We start from the raw sequence: 16,693 nt of genomic DNA on the forward strand, positions 1-16,693 counted from the left end.
GCTTTATTTGCGCCCAGGAATCTATTTATGCTGTGCAGTTAGTGGGGGCCGGTTTGCCCTCAAAGCGGTCAAAGAGATACTGCAACCCGACCGGCATCTCTAGGTGCAAGGGCACGGCGTGGTCGATTCCAGTGCGTGGAATCGTTGCGGTGCCGGGTGCGGCTACGAAATCGATGGTTCCGCCCATAGAGCAGTACGCTCCAGCAGTCCTGCGTACCTGGTCATGAGAGATTAAATCATCACTAGGTGAGCTAGCCATCATTACCGGTGCATTTGGCACCGCTTTGCCCAGGTTTTGGCGCTCTAAAGTTTCCTTAACGACAGGTTTGCGTTCCACAATCCCGGACAAGGATTCCCCGGTGCGGGTAAGCATTCGGGTATTTGTAAAGCCCCACATGAGAACAGAATCGCCCGTGCAGCTGGTGGCCGCGGAACGTAAGAAGTCCTTGCCTCGTGGGTTGAGTTCCGCCAACACTGCATCGCGGAATTCTGGGCTACGCTCAGAAAAGCCATTAATGGCATAGCCCAGCACGTGGGCGATAGCTGAACCGTCAATGCTGCGCATAGTCTCCGGCAGGTCCGTTGGCGGCGCGCCAGCGTATGTGCCGGCTACGTTGAGGTCAGGAGCGTAGCGTTCGGCATACTCGGCTGCGGAGAGCGAGGCGCCGCCGCCCTGCGAATAGCCCGCAAAGCCAATAGGGGCGTCCTTCGGGGCGTGCGCGAGTTCTAGGCCGGAGCGGGCGGCGTCGAGAAGCGCGTGTGCTTCTTCAATGTGGTTTACATACGTGTGGTGTCCTGGCATGCCCAACCCAATAAGGTCGGCAACGATAACGCGTGCCCCGTGGCGCAGGGCCATCATATAAAATGAGTACTCGTAGCTGGCATTAATGGTGGGAGAGCCCACTTTGCTCAGGCCCACCGACCCCAGCTGCATGCCCGCGCGCGACGGCGCGCATTGGTCGCCCTGCCCACGCGTGCTTGGTCCGAAGACGATGGTCGGGCGCTCGCCCTTGCCACGCCACGGTGCAGTGGGCTCGTACAAGGTAGCCGAGGCTTGCACCGGCTTGCCGGCATCGGTGGTGGTGTCATATGTAAACACCTGCGCCTGGCCCGCCGATTCTGCCAGGTGCGGCGCCGGGTGAGCTGAAGTCACCGCCGCGTTTGCAGCTGGCGGCAGAAAGAGCGACCCGAGGATTAGTGAACAAACTGTGAGGAGTCTCATACAAATCTTTTCCATATCCAAAACCTACTGCGCAGTAGGAACGGTGGAAGTGGAATTGCTAAAATAAATGCTTATGGGACTTCAGTATCGTTCAAGAAAAAAGACCGGCAAGAATAGCTGGATCAACGTCTCTGGATCCGGCGCGTCGATGTCTACCAAGGTAGGGCCGGTCACCTTTAATTCCCGCGGCGGCATGTGGGTGAACCTGCCGGGCGGATTCAATTTCCGCGGCCGCTGGCGTTAACCAGCTCACACGCCCTGGATCGCGACCTGCGATTATAGCTGGCCATTATTAACCTCCTAAATAGGGAGGTGGAACAGGCCAGCGTCGTTTTGCTCGGCGAGGCCGTCGGCAAGCAGCGAAGCCAACGCCCGGGAGCGCTGTGCCGCATCGGGCCAGACCACGTCAATCTCGGACTGTGGTACCGGCCGCTCCGCCGCGCGCAGCACGTCCAGAATCTTGCCGCGCACCTGTCGGTCCGTGCCGACGAATTTCTGCACGCGCTTTTTCGCCTGTGCCTGCTCCTCTGCACTGGGCTGCGGCCGGCCAGCGAGCTGCCACGCACAGCTCGCGCGCAGCGGGCACTGCTCGCAGGCGGGATTCTTCGCCGTGCACACCAGCGCGCCCAGCTCCATAAGCGCGGCTGAAAAGCGCGGCCCATTCTCGGCCGGCAAAAGCTCTGCCACGGCCGCCAGCTCCCGCTTCGATGGCTGCGGCGCAAGGAACCGGCCCTCTTCTGCGCGGGTATACACCCGCCGCACATTGGTATCGACCACCGGTACGTTTACCCCGAAGTGAAAACAGGCCACAGCGCGCGCGGTGTAATCCCCAATGCCAGGCAGGCACAGCAATTCATCGACGTCCGCCGGTACCTCGCCCTCGCCAATAGCCGCCGCGCACTCCCACAGGCGCAGCGCGCGGCGCGGGTAGCCCAGCTTGCCCCAGGCGCGCAGCACCTCCGCCCGAGTGGCCTGGGCAAAATCTGCCGGGGTGGGCCAGCGCCGCATCCAGTCCTCCCACACCGGAGCCACGCGGGCGACTGGGGTCTGCTGGCTCATGACCTCACTGAGCAGCACACCCCACGCGCTCGTGCCAGGCCGGCGCCAGGGCAGGTCTCGTTCATTGGCATCGAACCAGGAAAGAAGAGCTTGCGAATCCATCGTGGGAGATAGTCTAGGGCATTAGAATGTGGCCTATGCCTTTACGTAATGTTGCCCACGAACCGCAGGCCGTATGGGAGGCCCTCAAGGCGGGAAATCAGCGTGTATTGGACGGCGAGACCGTCGACGTGCGCGAGATTTATAACCGCGAGGGCCTAACTCACGGCCAGGACCCTCGCGTGGTGGTTATTTCCTGTTCCGACTCCCGCGCCCCTATCGAGCACGTCTTCAATATCGGCTTCGGCGATGCCTTTGTCATCCGCACTGCCGGCCACATTCTTGACGACGCCGTCCTAGCCTCCCTCGACTACGCCCTTGCTGCCCTCAAACCCAACCTGCTGGTAGTCCTCGGCCATCAATCTTGCGGCGCGGTGGGCGCGGCTACCGGTTTCGTATCCGGCGGCAAGCTGCCCACCGGCCTGCAGCGCCCCATCATCGAGAAGGTTGCCGCCTCCGCACTGGTGGCGGGCCCAAATGCCACGACTGACGACGTCGAGCGGGAGCACACCCGCCAGACCGTCGCCCAGCTGGTGGCCAGCGTGCCCAACGTCCGCCGTCTGCTCGACGAGGGTGCCCTGGGCGTTATCGGCGCGCGCTACCTGCTGGAAGATTCCAGCGTGGAAACCCTGCAGACCTTCGGGGTGGACTAGCCCGCCTGACACGCGGCGCGGGCTTAGCGCACCGGCCCGTGCCCACCGCTTAAAATTGACAGCGTGACGCAGAAAAAGCCCCTACCAGAAGAGATTTACAAGCGCCGACGAGTAGCGGCGCTCATCATCGTACTCGTGCTGGTCGTGGTGCTGATCTGGGCGGCTGTGGCTGCTTTCGGGGGCAGCAGCGATGAGCCGGCCGATACCGCCGCACCCGCGCCTACGCCGGAACAGACCTCATCTTCTGCTGCCCCAGAAACCTCCGCAACCTCCGCGGAGACGTTGGCCGAGGGGGCGTCGGAAAGCGAGTCTGCCGAAAGCGAGCCCTCCAGCTCCGCGGCCGCGAGCTCCGAGGCAGCAAAGAAGACCTGTGACCTGGCAGACCTCCAGGTGCGCACTTCCATGTTGAACTACTCTGTGCCGGAGGGTGAACTGCCGAAGTTCTTCATGACAGTCACCAACCCCACGGCCGCAGATTGCAAGATCGACCTAGACAAGAACCTGCTGCGCTTCGAGGTCTACAAGATGGCCGATAACGAGCGCGTGTGGTCCGATACGGATTGCTATGCTTCCGTGCAGACCGGCTCGCAGACTTTCCCGGCCGGCAAGGACGTAAAATTCGAGGCCGAATGGTCCCGCCAAGCCTCCAAGCCGGGCGAATGCACCAATCGCTCCGCGGCTGAACCAGGCGCCTACTTCGCCCACACCATCATCGGCGATAACTCCTCCCCGCCGCAGGACTTCACGCTGCGCTAGGCGCTAGCCCGCCACCGCAGCGATGGCCTGCCCTAGCGTCCCAGCTTGGTGGACGCGAATGCCGTCTACTGGCTCGATTTCCCCGCGTGGGACAATCGCGTTCTTATAACCCAGCCGCGCGGCCTCCATTAAGCGCCGCTCCACATTGGGCACTGGACGCAACTCGCCGGCCAGGCCCACCTCGCCAATGACAACCGTCTTGGCCGGCAGCGGTTGCTCGTGCAACGAGGACCACGTCGCCAACGCCACCGCCAAATCCGTCGCGGTTTCCGTAATGCGCATGCCGCCGACCGTGGCGACGTAGGCATCTTTATCATTGGTGCGCTGGCCGGCGCGGGCCTGGAGCACCGCGAGCACCATCGGCACGCGGTTGGAATCTAGCCCGGTAACCACCCGCCGCGGGTTTTTCGCCACCGGGTCCACCGTCAGCGCCTGCACCTCCGCCAGAATCGGCCGCACCCCGTCCATCGCGACCGTCACGGCCGAGCCATCCGGCGTAGAACCGCGGTGCGAGAGGAATAGCCCGGAGGGATCCGCTACCTCCCGAATGCCGCCGGAGGTCTGCTCGAAGCAGCCCACCTCGTCGGTGGCACCAAAGCGATTTTTGATGCCGCGCAGCATGCGCAGGCTGGATTGGCGGTCGCCCTCGAAGTTTAAGACGACGTCGACAAGGTGCTCCAGCACGCGTGGCCCGGCCACGTTGCCGTCCTTCGTGACGTGGCCGACCAGTAGCACTGGAATGCCCGTGGATTTCGCCAATGACGTCAGCGCGGCCGTTACCGCGCGCGATTGTGCCACGCCACCGGATACACCCTCCACACCTACGGCATGCATGGTCTGTACCGAATCGACGATGATGAGGCTAGGCTGCAGCTTATCGACGTGCCCGAAGACCCCATCCAAGTTGGACTCGGCCGCCAAATACAAAGTTTCCTGCAAGGCGCCGGTGCGCTCGGCGCGGGAGCGGACCTGGCCGGCGGATTCCTCGGCCGTCGCGTAGAGCACGGTGCGGCCGAGCTGTGCCCACCGCGAGGCTACTTCCAGCAGTAGCGTGGATTTGCCCACGCCGGGCTCGCCGGCCATAAGCACCACCGAGCCCGGCACGATGCCGCTTCCCAGCACGCGATCCAACTCGCCGATACCGGTGCGCACCGTCTTTGTTGCCTGCGCCCCAATCTTGGTAATCGGCTGTGCCGGACTCGACGGGGCTACGCCCTTGCTTGCCGACGCCCCAGGCACCGCCACCACCGGTGCCTTTTCCTCCAGCGTGCCCCACGCACCGCAGTCCGGGCATCGCCCGAGCCATTTGGGCGAGACGTAGCCGCATTCGGAACAGGTATGGATGGGGCGGGTTTTCTTGGCCATGGCTTCTAGCCTAAAACACACAGACACTCCCAGCCCGAAGCGGGCTGGGAGCGGGGCAGGAAAGTGGTATGGCTTAGTTCTCCGGAGCCTCGGAGGTGTAGCCCTCGGAGGACTCGACGTCGCGGTCGAACTCGCCGGACTGCATCTGGGTGGCAGCGATGGTGGCGTTTACGTCGATGGAGCCATTGGAGAACTCGAAGGTAACCGGGCGGTCACCGGCGTAGCCGTAGTCATCATTCTTCAACTTGGTGGCGATGTACTGGACGGTTTCGGAATCCTGCTGGGGGTTAGCTTCCAGGTTCTTCTGAGAATCAGCGATGATGGACTCATCGCGGTGCAGCGGCTGTGGCTGCTTCATCTCAACGCGCTGGCCATCGACCTTCACGGACTCCAAGGAAATGACATCGGTGTCGTAGCCCTGGTTAATGGCGCTGAACTTCAGTGCAGCAGTGCCGTCCGGCTCTACCAGGATGGTGACATCGCGAACTGCAGCCTTATTATCTTCCGTGCTTGCAGAAGCGCCATCGACCGCAGCCACTTTTTCAGCGGTCTGGGTGACATGACCCGCCGAGCAAGAAGCCAACGCCAGAGCGGAGACGGCGGTAACGGAAATAATGGCACCGCGGCGGGCGGCGGACTTCAGGGACTGCACGTTGAGCATCCTCCATCAATTGCGATCACAGGGCTTGTCAACGCTTTAGCCTAGTCCCTTTCGCGATAAAGTACACAGTTGTCCCAAATCGGGCGGGTAGACCGTGGGGGTATACGGGGGTATCCGCAGTCGGGGCGGCCGTGCGTGATAAAATAGCGGCCTTAGTCAACCGGGATAAATCGGGAACACAAGGAGTGGCAATGGAGTATAAGGTCGGCGAGGTCGTCGTCTACCCGCACCACGGTGCGGCCGTCATCGAGGATATCGAGACCCGCGAAATGGGTGGCGAGACGCTCGAATACCTGGTGCTGCACATCAACCAGTCCGACCTGGTCGTCCGCGTGCCCATCAAGAACGCCGATAACGTCGGCGTACGCGACGTCGTGGGCAAGGAAGGCCTAGAAAAGGTCTTTTCCGTGCTGCGTGACGAGGACGTCGAAGAGGCCGGCAACTGGTCCCGCCGTTATAAGGCTAACCAGGAGCGCCTGGCTTCCGGCGATATCAATAAGGTCGCCGAGGTTGTGCGTGACCTGTGGCGCCGCGACCAGGATCGCGGCCTTTCGGCCGGCGAGAAGCGCATGCTTGGCAAGGCCCGCACCATCCTGGTAGGTGAGCTCGCACTGGCCAAGCCGGTCGATGAGAAGAAGGCCGACACCATGATGGAAGAAATCGATGCCACCATCGAGCGCCACCGCGCCGCCGGATTGGTAGATGATAAGTCCATCACCACCGATATCGACAACGACATCGATCTCGATGACCTCTCCTTCGACGACGAAGACTAAACAGCGCGTCATCGCGCTCATCGCGGCCGCAGGCCAGGGAACCCGCCTCGGCGCCGAGGTGCCCAAAGCTTATGTCGAGTTGCGCGGTCGCACCCTCCTGGAACGCTCCGTGCGAGCATTGCTGGCCTCCGGGGTAGTCGATGAAATTATCGTCCTGGTCAGCCCGGACATGGAGGCTGAGGCCGCGCGTATTATCGGCCGCATCGACGCCGTTGGTGCTACTGACGCTGCAAGCGCCGCCCCGATTCGCCTCGTTCACGGTGGCAGCGAGCGCGCCGATTCCGTGTGGGCCGGCCTGCAAGCAATCCCGGACGAGGATGCCGTGGTGCTCATCCACGATGCGGCCCGTGCGTTGACGCCGCCGGCGATGGTGCGGGGCGTCGCCAAGCGGGTGCTGGAAGGCGCTCCCGCGGCCGTGCCGGTGGTTCCGGTGGCCGATACCATCAAGGAAGTCGCGGATGAGGCCGTGTTGAGCACCCCCGATCGCTCCCGCCTGCGCGCAGTGCAAACCCCGCAGGCCTTCCGCCTGTCCGCGCTGCGCCAGGCCAACCTCGATTATTGGGCCCAGCAGCCCGAATTTACCGCCACGGATGACGCCAGCCTCATGGAATGGCACGGCGAGCGCGTGGCAACCGTGCCGGGCGATACCCTGGCTTTCAAGATCACCACGCCCATCGATCTCACCCTGGCCCACGCCCTGACCGAGGAGACCCATGACTAATCCGATTATCCCGCGCGTTGGAATTGCCACCGACGCCCACCAAATCGAGGCCGGCAAGGATTGCTGGATCGCCGGCCTGCTCTTCGAAGGCGTTGACGGGTGCGAGGGCCACTCCGATGGGGATGTTGTAGCGCACGCGCTTGTCGACGCCCTTTTATCCGCCTCCCACCTCGGTGACCTCGGCTCCTTCGTGGGCGTCGGCCGCCCCGAATACGATGGCGTTTCCGGCGCGAAGTTGCTGCGCGAATGCCGCCAGCTCCTCGAATCTGAGGGCTTTATCATCGGCAACGCCGCCGCCCAGCTCATCGGCCAGACCCCCAAGATGGGTCCGCGCCGCGAAGAGGCCGAGGCCGTGCTGAGCGAAATCCTCGGTGCCCCCGTGTCCGTATCTGCTACCACGACGGACCACCTGGGGTTCACCGGCCGTAAGGAGGGGCGTGCGGCGGTTGCTACGGCCGTCGTCTGGCGCGCCTAGCCCACCGCACTAACCCCGCGCACGCGTCAATTAGACTAAGTGGCGTGAGTACTTTGCGCATTTATGACACAGCCACCCGCAGCCAACGCGATTTCGAGCCGATCCGCCCCGGCCATGCCTCGATTTATCTGTGCGGCGCCACCCCGCAGGCCCAGCCGCACATCGGGCACCTGCGCTCCGGCGTCGCTTTCGACATCCTGCGCCGCTGGCTGCTCGCCCAGGGCTATGACGTAGCCTTGGTGCGCAACGTCACCGATATCGATGACAAGATCCTCACCAAGGCGGCCGAGAATAATCGCCCCTGGTGGGAGTGGGTATCCACGTATGAGCGCGAGTTCACCAAGGCCTATAACACCCTGGGCGTGCTTCCGCCTTCGGTAGAGCCGCGCGCGACCGGCTTTGTCACCCAGATGGTCGACTATATGCAGCGGCTTATCGACGCCGGCTTTGCCTACCCCGCCGAAGGCTCCGTCTACTTTGACGTTGCCGCATGGACCAAGGTCGAAGGCTCGGATTATGGTTCGCTGTCCGGCAACAAGGTAGAAGAAATGGAACAGGGTGAGGGCGAAGATTCGGCCAAGCGCGGCGCCCAAGACTTTGCTCTGTGGAAGGCCGCGAAACCGGGCGAGCCCAGCTGGCCCACCCCCTGGGGTGACGGCCGACCCGGCTGGCACCTGGAGTGCTCGGCCATGTCTACCTATTACCTGGGCTCCAATTTCGATATCCACTGCGGCGGGCTGGACCTGCAGTTCCCGCACCACGAGAACGAGATTGCTCAGTCGCACGCGGCCGGCGATAAGTTTGCCAACTACTGGATGCACAACCACTGGGTGACGATGTCGGGCGAGAAGATGTCGAAATCGCTGGGCAACGTGCTCTCTATTCCGAATATGCTCGAGCTGGTGCGTCCGGTGGAGCTGCGCTACTACCTGGGCTCGGCGCATTACCGCTCCGTGCTGGAGTATTCCGAGGCCGCGCTGACCGAGGCCGCCGCAGGCTACCGCCGCATCGAGGACTTCCTCGCTCACTTCGATGACCTGGAGCTGGGCGAGTGGACGCAGGGCTTTGAAGACGCGATGAATGATGATATCGCGGTGCCCAAGGCGCTGGCGGAAATCCACACCACCGTTCGCGCCGGCAATAAGGCCCTTGCCGCCGGCGATGAGGCCGGGGCGCGCACGCTGGCCGGCCAGGTACGGGCGATGGCACACGTACTTGGCTTTGACCCGCTGGAGTGGGAAGATGGAGCGCAAGCTAGCGGGGCGGATGCCGCGTTGGATGCGCTGGTGCAGGCTGAACTGGAGCGGCGCACCCAGGCGCGTGCGGACAAGGACTTCGCTACTGCCGACGCCGTCCGTGACCGCCTCGCGGCCGCCGGCATCACCATCACCGATACCCCAGACGGCCCGACCTGGTCGCTGGCGCAGCGTTAAGCACTCCGAAAGGACAATAAACTATGGCACGTACCCACGGCCGCGGTGGCGCGGGAATCCGCAAGACCAATAAGAAGGGCGCAACCAAGGGCTCCGGCGGCCAGCGCCGCAAGGGCTTGGCCGGCAAGGGCCCGACACCCAAGGCAGAGGACCGCATTTACCACGCCAAGCACAAGGCCAAGCTGGAGCGCGACCGCCGCAACTCCGGCCGCCACCAGAAGGAGACCGCCGAGATGGTCGTGGGCCGCAACCCGGTCATCGAGTGCCTGCACGCCAAGGTGCCGGCCACCACGCTCTATATCGTGGCCGGTACCCGCAACGATAAGCGCCTGTCTGAGGCCGTGGCCATGTGCAATACCCGCAATATCCCCATCATCGAGGTGCAGCGCCACGAGATGGACCGCATGACCGGCAACGGCATGCACCAGGGCATCGGGCTGCAGATCCCGCCGTATAAATACGCCGATGTCGATGAGCTCATCTCCCGTGCGGCCGAAAGTGCCCGTCCGGGCATGTTCGTCATCTTGGATAACATCACCGACCCGCGCAACCTCGGCGCGGTGATTCGCTCTGTGGCAGCTTTTGGTGGCGACGGCGTCATCATCCCAGAGCGCCGCTCCGCATCCGTGACTGCCGTGGCGTGGCGTACCTCGGCCGGCACGGCGGCGCGCCTGCCGGTCGCCCGCGCGACGAATATCACCCGCACCGTACAGCAATTCCAAAAGAGCGGCTACCAGGTCGTCGGCCTAGATGCCGGCGGCGAGCACACGCTGGATACATATAACGGCGCGACGGACCCCGTGGTCATCGTCATCGGTTCCGAGGGCAAGGGGATTTCTCGCCTCGTGCGGGAAAACTGCGACGTCATCATGTCCATCCCTATGACGGATTGGGTCGAGTCCCTCAATGCTTCCGTCGCGGCCGGTTCTGTGCTTTCCGAATTCGCACGCCAGCGCCGCGCGGCCCAGTAGTCTCTAGCGAGAGTTTCTAGCCGCCTTCTGCCCAGGGCGGCAGCCACCTAATGGTGCCATTCACCCGGGCCAGGCGGCCGCGAACTGGCGGGCCGTTGGGGTCATCGTCGTTGACGCCGTTGTGGTACGGGCAGGCGATGGTGAGGTTTTCGGGGTTTGTCTCGCCGCCGTGGCGCCAGGCGGTGAGATGGTGGACTTGGCATTCGTCGGCGGGATAATTGCACTGGGGCCAAGGACAAGTGGGATTTTCCGCGGCCGCCATGGTGCGCTGCTTGGGTGAGGCGAGCCGCTCCGTGCGATACAGATTCACCGGGCCTTTAACGGGATGGATGAGGGTGACATAGCCATGCTCGGTAAATGCGCGGCGCACGAGGTCTGCGCCGGTCATCCGGGCGCCATTGGTGAGCTGCAGTGTCACGTCATCGCCCGCGCAGTCGACGACGCGGTCGAGCTCGTCCAAGCGCAGCACCACATTGGTGGTCACGGACGCACCGGAGGCGGCGGTCTTGCCCTGGAAAATCTTGCGCACCGAATCTAGCGGGGCATCTTTATCCAGCGCGGCATGCATATCCGCAATATCGGCGGATTTGCCGGTAATCGTCATAGTCCAGGGGCCCTCGGCGCGGCGGTAGAGCTTGACACCGGGTGTGCGCTGCGGCGGGCCTTTAATCTCGCGCACGCGTTTACGCCCCCGCTTTTCGACGTCCGAGGCATCCCCCTTCATCCCACACAACTCCCGACGCAGCGCCCAGGCCTGACGCTTATTTCTCAGCCGAGTGGCGTAGCGCTCGATGGCCAGCAGCGCGGTAAGGCTGTGCCCATTGGTGCGAGCGGCGGCGATGGATTCGCGCTGGAGGCGGCTAAACGCGGTCGGGCCGAAGTAGGTATCGGCGAGGGCGAGCAGGCGGGTGGCGGTGGTGTCGGGGCAGCCGGCCTCGATTAGCGCGCGCTGAGTTAGGCCGTGGCAGTCGGCGATGATGTCCATGCCGGCGGCTAGGCCTGTCAAGAAAGTGTGCAGCGCGTTCATGGCTCCACACATTAGGTGCGGGACGCGACCAGAGGCGAGGGATAAGGCGCGCCGCTGTGGATAACTAGGACTGCGCGGTGCCGAGTCCGAAAAAGTCGCGGACCTTATCCACAGCGCGGAAGGAATCTGTATTGGGGCCTATGCGCGGGTCGGTTCTCATGCTAGAGGGAATCACGTGGCCAAGGCCCTCCATGGTCCATAGTTCGACGGGAAAATCGCCGGCGTATTCGGTGGCGGTGACATCCGGGGCGGGGTGGTAGTCGCGCGGTGGCTGGCAGCCATTGGCCAACGCAAAGTATTCCGCGGTGGCAGGCGCGGAGAGCACGCGGCCGCGGGTGCGCTCGGCGTCCAGCCCGGCCACACCGCCTTCATAAGGCGCATATGGGTCCGCGGTGCCGTGGAAAAACAGCAGCGGCGTGGGCCGGTAGCCATCCGGGTTGCTGGGCGCGTGGTTATCGCCCTCGCCCAAGGTGGAGGCGAAGATGCAGGCGCGGGTGAGGGTAAAGGGAGCGTCGAAAAGCAGGCGGAGCACCATCTGACCGCCATTGGAATAGCCGCAAGCAAAGGTGCGCGCGGTGCCGAACTCGCGCTGCATAGCTTCAACGAGATACGTGGCGAAGGCGATGTCATCAACGTTCTCCGTGCGGGCGGTGACCGGTAGGATGCTGCGGCAATCATTGAAATGGCGATCCACGCCGTCGGGGTAGACGAGGATGGTGTTGGTGGCATCGGCAAGCTCGTCGAAGGTGCCATTGGTAAAGCGGCGCATCACGTTGCCGGATTGCAACGAGCCGTGGAAGAAGAGCAGCAGGTCCGGATGCGGGCCGGGATTATCCGGCGTGATGACGAGGAAGCGGCGGGTGCGGCAATCCACATCCGCGGTGCGGCGGTGTACGTGCATAGCCGCCCAGTTTAGTCGGCGTGGTGCTCCTCGGCCGTGGTGTGGCAGTCGGCGTGGAAGCGTTTGGCAGCGACCTCGTCGCGCACTGCGCTTTTATTGCGCCGCCAGCCGATGAGCCGGCACACCAGATAGATGACAAAGGAAATGGTGGTGACGAAGACCGAGACCGGAAGACCAGGCGCGAGCGATAAGATGAAGCCGCCTACGGCCGACACCTCGGCGAAAATGGTGGCCCACATGACCGCGCGCAGGGGCGAGGAAGTAATCTGCACGGCCGCTGCGCCGGGGGTGATAAGCAGCGCCATGACGAGCAGTGAACCAACGATTTGTACCGACTGCGCGGCCGCTAGGCCCACGAGTACGGCGAAGGCGACCGAGATGAAGCGGGTCGGCACGCCGGCCGCCTGGGCCATAACTGGGTCGGCCGAAGCGAAGAGCATGGGGCGCCACAGGATGGCTACGGCGGCGAGGATAACCACGGTGGTTGCGGCCAAAAGCCATACCGAGGCCGAGGATACGCCGACGATCTGGCCGGTCAGCAGCGTCATCGCGGTATTCGCGTTGCCCGGATAGAGGTGCAGAAATAGCACCGACAGTCCTAGGCCAAAGCTCATGACCACGCCGATGGCGCTGTCTTGCTGGCCCTTAAAGCCCAGTACGGCGAGGATGATGGCGGCCACGATGGCCCCGGCGACCGCGCCAAAGCCTAAGTTGAGACCGAAAAGTAGTGCGGCGGAGGCACCCATGAGCGCGAGCTCGGAAGTCGCGTGGACGGAAAAGGACATCTGGCGCAGCACGATGAGCGAGGTCATCACGCCAGAAAGAATGCCCAGCAGCGCGGAGGCGATGAGCGAGGACTGTACAAAATCAACGCTCAGCAGGTACTGGGTGTCTTCTATGAAGCTAGACAACGATAAGCCTCCCATCGACGTTTAAGACGTTGACTTTGGAACCGTAGAGCTCGGAAAGGACATCGGAGCGCATGACCTCATCTACCGCGCCGAAGGTATGGCCGCCGGGAGCAAGGTAGAGCACCTTATCGGTCACTCCGAGTACCGGATTGATGCCATGGGTGACAAAGATGATGGAGGTGCCGCGCTCGCGGCGTAGCGCATCTAGCTTCTCCACGGTGTCTTGCTGGCGCGCCGGATCGAGCGAGAGCAGCGGCTCATCGGCAAGGATGAGCTCTGGGTCATTGGCCAGCGCTTGGGCCTGGCGGATAAGTTGCTGCTGGCCGCCGGATAGCTGTCCTACGCGGCGGTCGCGCAGGCCGGTGGCACCTACCTCGGCGAGGAGCTCGTCGACGCGGTGGCGGGGAGGGCGGCGGCGTCGGAAAGCGCCGTGCGCAAGGGAGAGCGATACTAAGTCGCGGGCGCGCAGGGGCAGGTCGGCCGGGAACATGCGCTGCTGCGGGATGAATCCGACGCGGCAGTCCACGTCGACGCTGCCGGCCGTGAGTTTGCGGGTGCCCAAGATAGTGCCGAGCAGGGTGGATTTGCCCACGCCATTGGGGCCCAAAACGGCGATAAACTCGCCGCGGTCAACGGCGAGGTTAAGGCTGGACCACAGCGGGGCAACCGCTGCGTCATGAAATTGGATGAGCACTAGAGCTTCCCCAGGGAGTCGGTGACCTCGTCATAGTAGGTCCAGAACTCCTTGCCATCCGGCGGGGTCTCGCCGATTTCGACGATATTGACATCCGCATCCTCCGCGGCGGACTTGATACGGCCGGCGGTATCGGTTTCGGTCTGCGGGTTAAAGATGAGAAGGTCCACCTTGTGGTCCTTGATGGCCTTGGTGAAGGCGGCAAGGTCGGCCGCGGTGGGCTCGCCCTCAGAAATGGTGGCCTTGCGGTAGCCCTCTGGGGTGACGTCCTTGCCGGAGGTGTACTTCATGATGTAGTCCGCAATCGGCTCGGTCTGGGCGTAGGAGAGATCGCCCGGTAGCTCCTTGAGCTTGTCGCGCAGGCGGTTGACGTGGGAGTCCACGCGCTCGGTGCTGGCGTGCGCATCGGTATTGAGCTCATTGATCTGGTCCGCGATATTACCGGCGACCTCGTCGAGCGCAGCTGGGTCGTACCAGATGTGCTCGTTGCCTTCGATATTGGTGACCTTCTTTGGGTCCTTCTTGGCGGTGGCCTTGGCGGCGTCGATGGTCATGACATTGGGGTCATCGGCCAGCTTGCCGTGGTCGGTCAGCGGCAGGGCGGAGATGATGTTGTCTTGCTCGGAGACGGCCTGGTAAATCCAAGAATCGTAGCCGCCGCCGTTGACTACGAGCAGGTCCGCGTCTTCGGCCTTGGCGATATCGGCCGCGGAAGGCTCGAAGTGGTGGGGGTCGACGCCATTGCCCTCCACGATGGGCTTGACCTCAATGTCCACGCCGGAGGCGGTATCGGCCACGGCTTGGGCAACATCGGCCCAGATAGAAGTGGAAGCGACGATAGAGATTTTCTTCTGAGCGCCGGGCTCGGCGGCCGAGTCTTGAGAGTCAGAGGAGGAGCAAGCGGTGGCGGTGAGGAGGAGGCCGCCGGCCGCGAGGAGGGCGGCGGTTGCGCGAAGTGAGTTATGCATAGCTCCCAGTGTGCTGTTGATGGTAATTGTTGTCAATTGAATATGTATTGAAAACGCGGCCGCGGGGTAAGCTTACGGCCATGGTGAAACGCAGCCCCACCCGCAAGACGCTGGCCTCGCTGGCCGCCGAACTGGGTGTTTCGCGCACGACGGTGTCCAATGCCTATAGCCGGCCGGACCAGCTCTCGGCCGCAACGCGCGAGCGCATTCTGGCAGCGGCGAAAGCGCGAGGGTACCCCGGGCCGGACCCCACGGCTCGTAGCCTGCGCACCCGCCGTGCGGGCGCGGTGGGCGTGCTGCTGACTGAGCACCTGTCCTATGCCTTCGAAGACATGGCCTCGGTGGATTTCTTGGCCGGCATGGCGGAGGCCTCGGCCGGCGCGCAAAGCATGCTTACCCTCATCCCGGCCGGCCCGGAGGGGGAAGCGGAAGCGACCAGCCTGGTCGGCTCGGCTGCCGTGGATGGCTTTGTGGTTTATTCCGTGGCGGCTGGGGATGCCTACCTGGAGGCGGCGCGCGGGCGCGGCCTGCCGGTGGTGGTCTGCGATCAACCGATGGATTCGGGCCTGCCTTTTGTAGGGATCGATGACCGAGCCGCGATTGCTCCGGCCGCCCGCGCGCTGGTGGAGGCCGGCCACCGCAAGATTGGCGTGCTGGCCATTCGCCTCAAACGCGAGCGCCACGATGGCCCCATTTCCTGGGAGGAGTTGCAAGAGGCCGATATGCACGTGCAGCACGCGCGCGTCATGGGCGCTATGGACGTCTTTGCGCAGGCGGGGATCGCGCCGGAAACCGTGCCCGTGGTCACCCAGCACATCAATGATGCGCAAACCACGCGGGCGGCCGCGCAGTTGCTTCTCGACGCCCACCCTGAGCTCACCGCAGTCCTGTGTACCACCGACTCCATGGCGCTGGGCGTGATGACCTATGCGCGCGAACGGGGCATTGATATTCCCAGTGAGCTTTCCGTCACCGGCTTCGACGGCATCGATGCGGCGCAGCGCCTTGGCTTGACGACCATCATCCAGCCCAATAAGGCCAAAGGCGCCGCCGCCGGCCACATGCTCTCTAACCTCATCGCCGCCGCGGATAATGCGGCGGCGGCCGTGCCGGCGGTGTCGCGGCGGGTACTGCGGACGAATTTCGCGGCGGGGCGGACCGTGGCACCACCGCGTTAAGTCGGGGCAGGCCGGGGTTTACCGGCTAGGCGTCGTCGCCGCGGGAGTGACCTATATGGGCCGCGCGGGCGGTGGCAAGCTCAGTGAGGAAGTGGGCGACGGCGTCGACGTCGGCAAGCTGCACTACGGCCGCCGTATCGCCCTCGCCTACCTTGACACCGACGTCCGGCGGCTGATGGAGGGCGCGGAAACCGTCCTCGTCGGTGACATCATCGCCCAAAAAGACCATGGCGGTGGCGCCGGTACGCTCGCGTAGCTCGTCTAACCACGTGCCCTTGGTGGCCTGAGTGGCAGAAAACTCCACGACGGACTTACCGGCCGTGCGTGGGAAGCCGCCCGGATCGAGTGCGAGACCGGCTTCATAAGCCTGGGCGGCCGCCTCAGGATCGGATTCCTCGAGCGCCCGCAGGTGCAGTACGCGCTGGAACGGCTTGACCTCGATATCCGCGCCTGGGAAGCGCTCCATAATTGCGCGGATCTCGGTTTCCTTGGCGGTCAGATGCTCGCGCATCGCGGGAGTTAGATCCGTTTCTTCCCAAGAGGATTCGGCACCGTGGGAGCCGCCAAAAAGCACGGGCTCGCGCAGTGGACACACGCGCTGCAGGCCTGCGAGGTGGCGGCCGGACAGCACGGCCGCGGTGGTATGCGGCAGATGAGCAAGTTTATCCAAGGCGCGCAGGGAGTCTTGGTTCATCTCGACGTCATAGATGGCCGTGGCAAAGGGGGAGAGCGTGCCGTCAAAATCCGAGACCACCGCGAGGTGCTCGGCGGCGGCAAGGGCCTTGATGGTGGTGGAAAGCGTCATGGCTTCCAGCCTACGTAT

The 16,693-nt window shown here is 63.7% G+C and carries 19 protein-coding genes; 9 read left to right on the forward strand and 10 right to left on the reverse strand.

Going from position 1 to position 16,693, the window contains the following annotated elements:
• Window positions 1-25: 25 nt before the first annotated feature.
• Window positions 26-1,153 carry a lipase family protein gene (locus QP990_RS01015; protein ID WP_284798029.1) on the reverse strand — a complete coding sequence of 376 codons (1,128 nt, stop codon included), beginning with the start codon at window positions 1,151-1,153 and terminating at the stop codon, window positions 26-28.
• A gap of 142 nt (window positions 1,154-1,295) precedes the next feature.
• Between QP990_RS01015 and QP990_RS01020 the strand changes: the two genes are divergently transcribed.
• Window positions 1,296-1,466: a DUF4236 domain-containing protein gene (locus tag QP990_RS01020; RefSeq protein WP_080970400.1), complete on the forward strand. Its 171-nt coding sequence runs from the start codon at window positions 1,296-1,298 to the stop codon at window positions 1,464-1,466.
• A gap of 56 nt (window positions 1,467-1,522) precedes the next feature.
• Here the strand turns inward: QP990_RS01020 and QP990_RS01025 are convergent, their stop codons facing one another.
• On the reverse strand, window positions 1,523-2,383 hold the full coding sequence (locus tag QP990_RS01025) for an A/G-specific adenine glycosylase (RefSeq protein ID WP_239205483.1): 861 nt from the start codon (window positions 2,381-2,383) through the stop codon (window positions 1,523-1,525).
• Window positions 2,384-2,418: 35 nt separating this feature from the next.
• On the opposite strand from QP990_RS01025, the gene QP990_RS01030 reads away from it, so the two are divergent.
• Window positions 2,419-3,033 (forward strand): carbonic anhydrase, encoded by a 615-nt coding sequence (locus tag QP990_RS01030; RefSeq protein ID WP_284798030.1) that lies wholly within the window; start codon window positions 2,419-2,421, stop codon window positions 3,031-3,033.
• 63 nt (window positions 3,034-3,096) lie between these two features.
• Window positions 3,097-3,789, forward strand: coding sequence for a hypothetical protein (locus QP990_RS01035; protein ID WP_284798032.1), 693 nt, complete (start codon window positions 3,097-3,099; stop codon window positions 3,787-3,789).
• A 3-nt stretch (window positions 3,790-3,792) separates the two neighbouring features.
• On the opposite strand, the gene radA is transcribed toward QP990_RS01035, so the two are convergent.
• Together radA and QP990_RS01045 are read right to left on the reverse strand one after the other, a co-directional pair.
• On the reverse strand, window positions 3,793-5,154 hold the full coding sequence (gene radA / locus QP990_RS01040; RefSeq protein WP_259825268.1) for a DNA repair protein RadA: 1,362 nt from the start codon (window positions 5,152-5,154) through the stop codon (window positions 3,793-3,795).
• A gap of 73 nt (window positions 5,155-5,227) precedes the next feature.
• A complete protein-coding gene (locus tag QP990_RS01045) occupies window positions 5,228-5,815 on the reverse strand; it encodes a hypothetical protein (RefSeq protein WP_284798033.1) in 588 nt (195 codons plus the stop codon).
• A gap of 191 nt (window positions 5,816-6,006) precedes the next feature.
• Here QP990_RS01045 and QP990_RS01050 point away from each other — a divergent pair, with 191 nt between their 5' ends.
• Genes QP990_RS01050 through rlmB form a run of 5 tightly spaced genes read left to right on the forward strand, consistent with a single transcriptional unit; the run spans window position 6,007 to window position 10,191 of the window.
• The gene (locus QP990_RS01050; RefSeq protein ID WP_005325718.1) at window positions 6,007-6,591 is read left to right on the forward strand and encodes a CarD family transcriptional regulator; all 585 of its coding nucleotides are present in this window, start codon (window positions 6,007-6,009) and stop codon (window positions 6,589-6,591) included.
• Window positions 6,563-7,312 (forward strand): 2-C-methyl-D-erythritol 4-phosphate cytidylyltransferase, encoded by a 750-nt coding sequence (ispD, locus tag QP990_RS01055; protein ID WP_239208069.1) that lies wholly within the window; start codon window positions 6,563-6,565, stop codon window positions 7,310-7,312. Before QP990_RS01050 ends, ispD begins: the two co-directional genes overlap by 29 nt.
• A complete protein-coding gene (gene ispF, locus QP990_RS01060) occupies window positions 7,305-7,787 on the forward strand; it encodes a 2-C-methyl-D-erythritol 2,4-cyclodiphosphate synthase (protein WP_023027768.1) in 483 nt (160 codons plus the stop codon). Before ispD ends, ispF begins: the two co-directional genes overlap by 8 nt.
• Window positions 7,788-7,831: 44 nt before the next feature.
• Window positions 7,832-9,220: a cysteine--tRNA ligase gene (gene cysS, locus QP990_RS01065; RefSeq protein ID WP_284798035.1), complete on the forward strand. Its 1,389-nt coding sequence runs from the start codon at window positions 7,832-7,834 to the stop codon at window positions 9,218-9,220.
• Window positions 9,221-9,243: 23 nt separating this feature from the next.
• Entirely contained in the window at window positions 9,244-10,191 is a 948-nt protein-coding gene (gene rlmB, locus QP990_RS01070) for a 23S rRNA (guanosine(2251)-2'-O)-methyltransferase RlmB (RefSeq protein WP_023019902.1), read from the forward strand.
• 16 nt (window positions 10,192-10,207) lie between these two features.
• Here rlmB and QP990_RS01075 read toward each other — a convergent pair whose 3' ends face one another.
• From QP990_RS01075 to QP990_RS01095, 5 genes are all read right to left on the reverse strand, one after another.
• Entirely contained in the window at window positions 10,208-11,218 is a 1,011-nt protein-coding gene (locus QP990_RS01075; protein WP_200288647.1) for an HNH endonuclease signature motif containing protein, read from the reverse strand.
• Window positions 11,219-11,282: 64 nt separating this feature from the next.
• Window positions 11,283-12,119, reverse strand: a complete 837-nt coding sequence (locus tag QP990_RS01080) for a PHB depolymerase family esterase (protein ID WP_239208066.1) — start codon at window positions 12,117-12,119, stop codon at window positions 11,283-11,285.
• Between the two features lie 11 nt (window positions 12,120-12,130).
• Complete coding sequence (locus tag QP990_RS01085; protein ID WP_200288649.1) at window positions 12,131-13,045, reverse strand: metal ABC transporter permease; 915 nt, start codon at window positions 13,043-13,045, stop codon at window positions 12,131-12,133.
• Window positions 13,023-13,724, reverse strand: a complete 702-nt coding sequence (locus tag QP990_RS01090) for a metal ABC transporter ATP-binding protein (RefSeq protein WP_023019898.1) — start codon at window positions 13,722-13,724, stop codon at window positions 13,023-13,025. The genes QP990_RS01085 and QP990_RS01090 overlap by 23 nt, the downstream gene beginning before the upstream one ends.
• Complete coding sequence (locus tag QP990_RS01095) at window positions 13,724-14,692, reverse strand: metal ABC transporter solute-binding protein, Zn/Mn family (protein WP_200288650.1); 969 nt, start codon at window positions 14,690-14,692, stop codon at window positions 13,724-13,726. The genes QP990_RS01090 and QP990_RS01095 overlap by 1 nt, the downstream gene beginning before the upstream one ends.
• Before the next feature lie 80 nt (window positions 14,693-14,772).
• On the opposite strand from QP990_RS01095, the gene QP990_RS01100 reads away from it, so the two are divergent.
• Window positions 14,773-15,870: a LacI family DNA-binding transcriptional regulator gene (locus QP990_RS01100; protein WP_284798037.1), complete on the forward strand. Its 1,098-nt coding sequence runs from the start codon at window positions 14,773-14,775 to the stop codon at window positions 15,868-15,870.
• Window positions 15,871-15,895: 25 nt separating this feature from the next.
• On the opposite strand, the gene otsB is transcribed toward QP990_RS01100, so the two are convergent.
• On the reverse strand, window positions 15,896-16,675 hold the full coding sequence (gene otsB / locus QP990_RS01105; protein ID WP_200288652.1) for a trehalose-phosphatase: 780 nt from the start codon (window positions 16,673-16,675) through the stop codon (window positions 15,896-15,898).
• Between the last annotated feature and the right edge of the window lie 18 nt (window positions 16,676-16,693).

Source organism: Corynebacterium sp. MSK071, assembly GCF_030232125.1.
Classification (GTDB): Bacteria; Actinomycetota; Actinomycetes; order Mycobacteriales; family Mycobacteriaceae; genus Corynebacterium; species Corynebacterium kefirresidentii.

What these genes read in the sequence shown, in the direction of transcription:
- QP990_RS01020 (WP_080970400.1), top strand. Translation starts at nt 1,296, where the DNA reads ATGGGACTTCAGTATCGTTCAAGAAAAAAGACCGGCAAGAATAGCTGG.
- QP990_RS01025 (WP_239205483.1), bottom strand. Translation starts at nt 2,383, where the DNA reads ATGGATTCGCAAGCTCTTCTTTCCTGGTTCGATGCCAATGAACGAGAC.
- QP990_RS01030 (WP_284798030.1), top strand. Translation starts at nt 2,419, where the DNA reads ATGCCTTTACGTAATGTTGCCCACGAACCGCAGGCCGTATGGGAGGCC.
- radA (WP_259825268.1), bottom strand. Translation starts at nt 5,154, where the DNA reads ATGGCCAAGAAAACCCGCCCCATCCATACCTGTTCCGAATGCGGCTAC.
- QP990_RS01045 (WP_284798033.1), bottom strand. Translation starts at nt 5,815, where the DNA reads ATGCTCAACGTGCAGTCCCTGAAGTCCGCCGCCCGCCGCGGTGCCATT.
- QP990_RS01050 (WP_005325718.1), top strand. Translation starts at nt 6,007, where the DNA reads ATGGAGTATAAGGTCGGCGAGGTCGTCGTCTACCCGCACCACGGTGCG.
- ispD (WP_239208069.1), top strand. Translation starts at nt 6,563, where the DNA reads ATGACCTCTCCTTCGACGACGAAGACTAAACAGCGCGTCATCGCGCTC.
- ispF (WP_023027768.1), top strand. Translation starts at nt 7,305, where the DNA reads ATGACTAATCCGATTATCCCGCGCGTTGGAATTGCCACCGACGCCCAC.
- rlmB (WP_023019902.1), top strand. Translation starts at nt 9,244, where the DNA reads ATGGCACGTACCCACGGCCGCGGTGGCGCGGGAATCCGCAAGACCAAT.
- QP990_RS01075 (WP_200288647.1), bottom strand. Translation starts at nt 11,218, where the DNA reads ATGAACGCGCTGCACACTTTCTTGACAGGCCTAGCCGCCGGCATGGAC.
- QP990_RS01080 (WP_239208066.1), bottom strand. Translation starts at nt 12,119, where the DNA reads ATGCACGTACACCGCCGCACCGCGGATGTGGATTGCCGCACCCGCCGC.
- QP990_RS01085 (WP_200288649.1), bottom strand. Translation starts at nt 13,045, where the DNA reads ATGGGAGGCTTATCGTTGTCTAGCTTCATAGAAGACACCCAGTACCTG.
- QP990_RS01095 (WP_200288650.1), bottom strand. Translation starts at nt 14,692, where the DNA reads ATGCATAACTCACTTCGCGCAACCGCCGCCCTCCTCGCGGCCGGCGGC.
- QP990_RS01100 (WP_284798037.1), top strand. Translation starts at nt 14,773, where the DNA reads ATGGTGAAACGCAGCCCCACCCGCAAGACGCTGGCCTCGCTGGCCGCC.
- otsB (WP_200288652.1), bottom strand. Translation starts at nt 16,675, where the DNA reads ATGACGCTTTCCACCACCATCAAGGCCCTTGCCGCCGCCGAGCACCTC.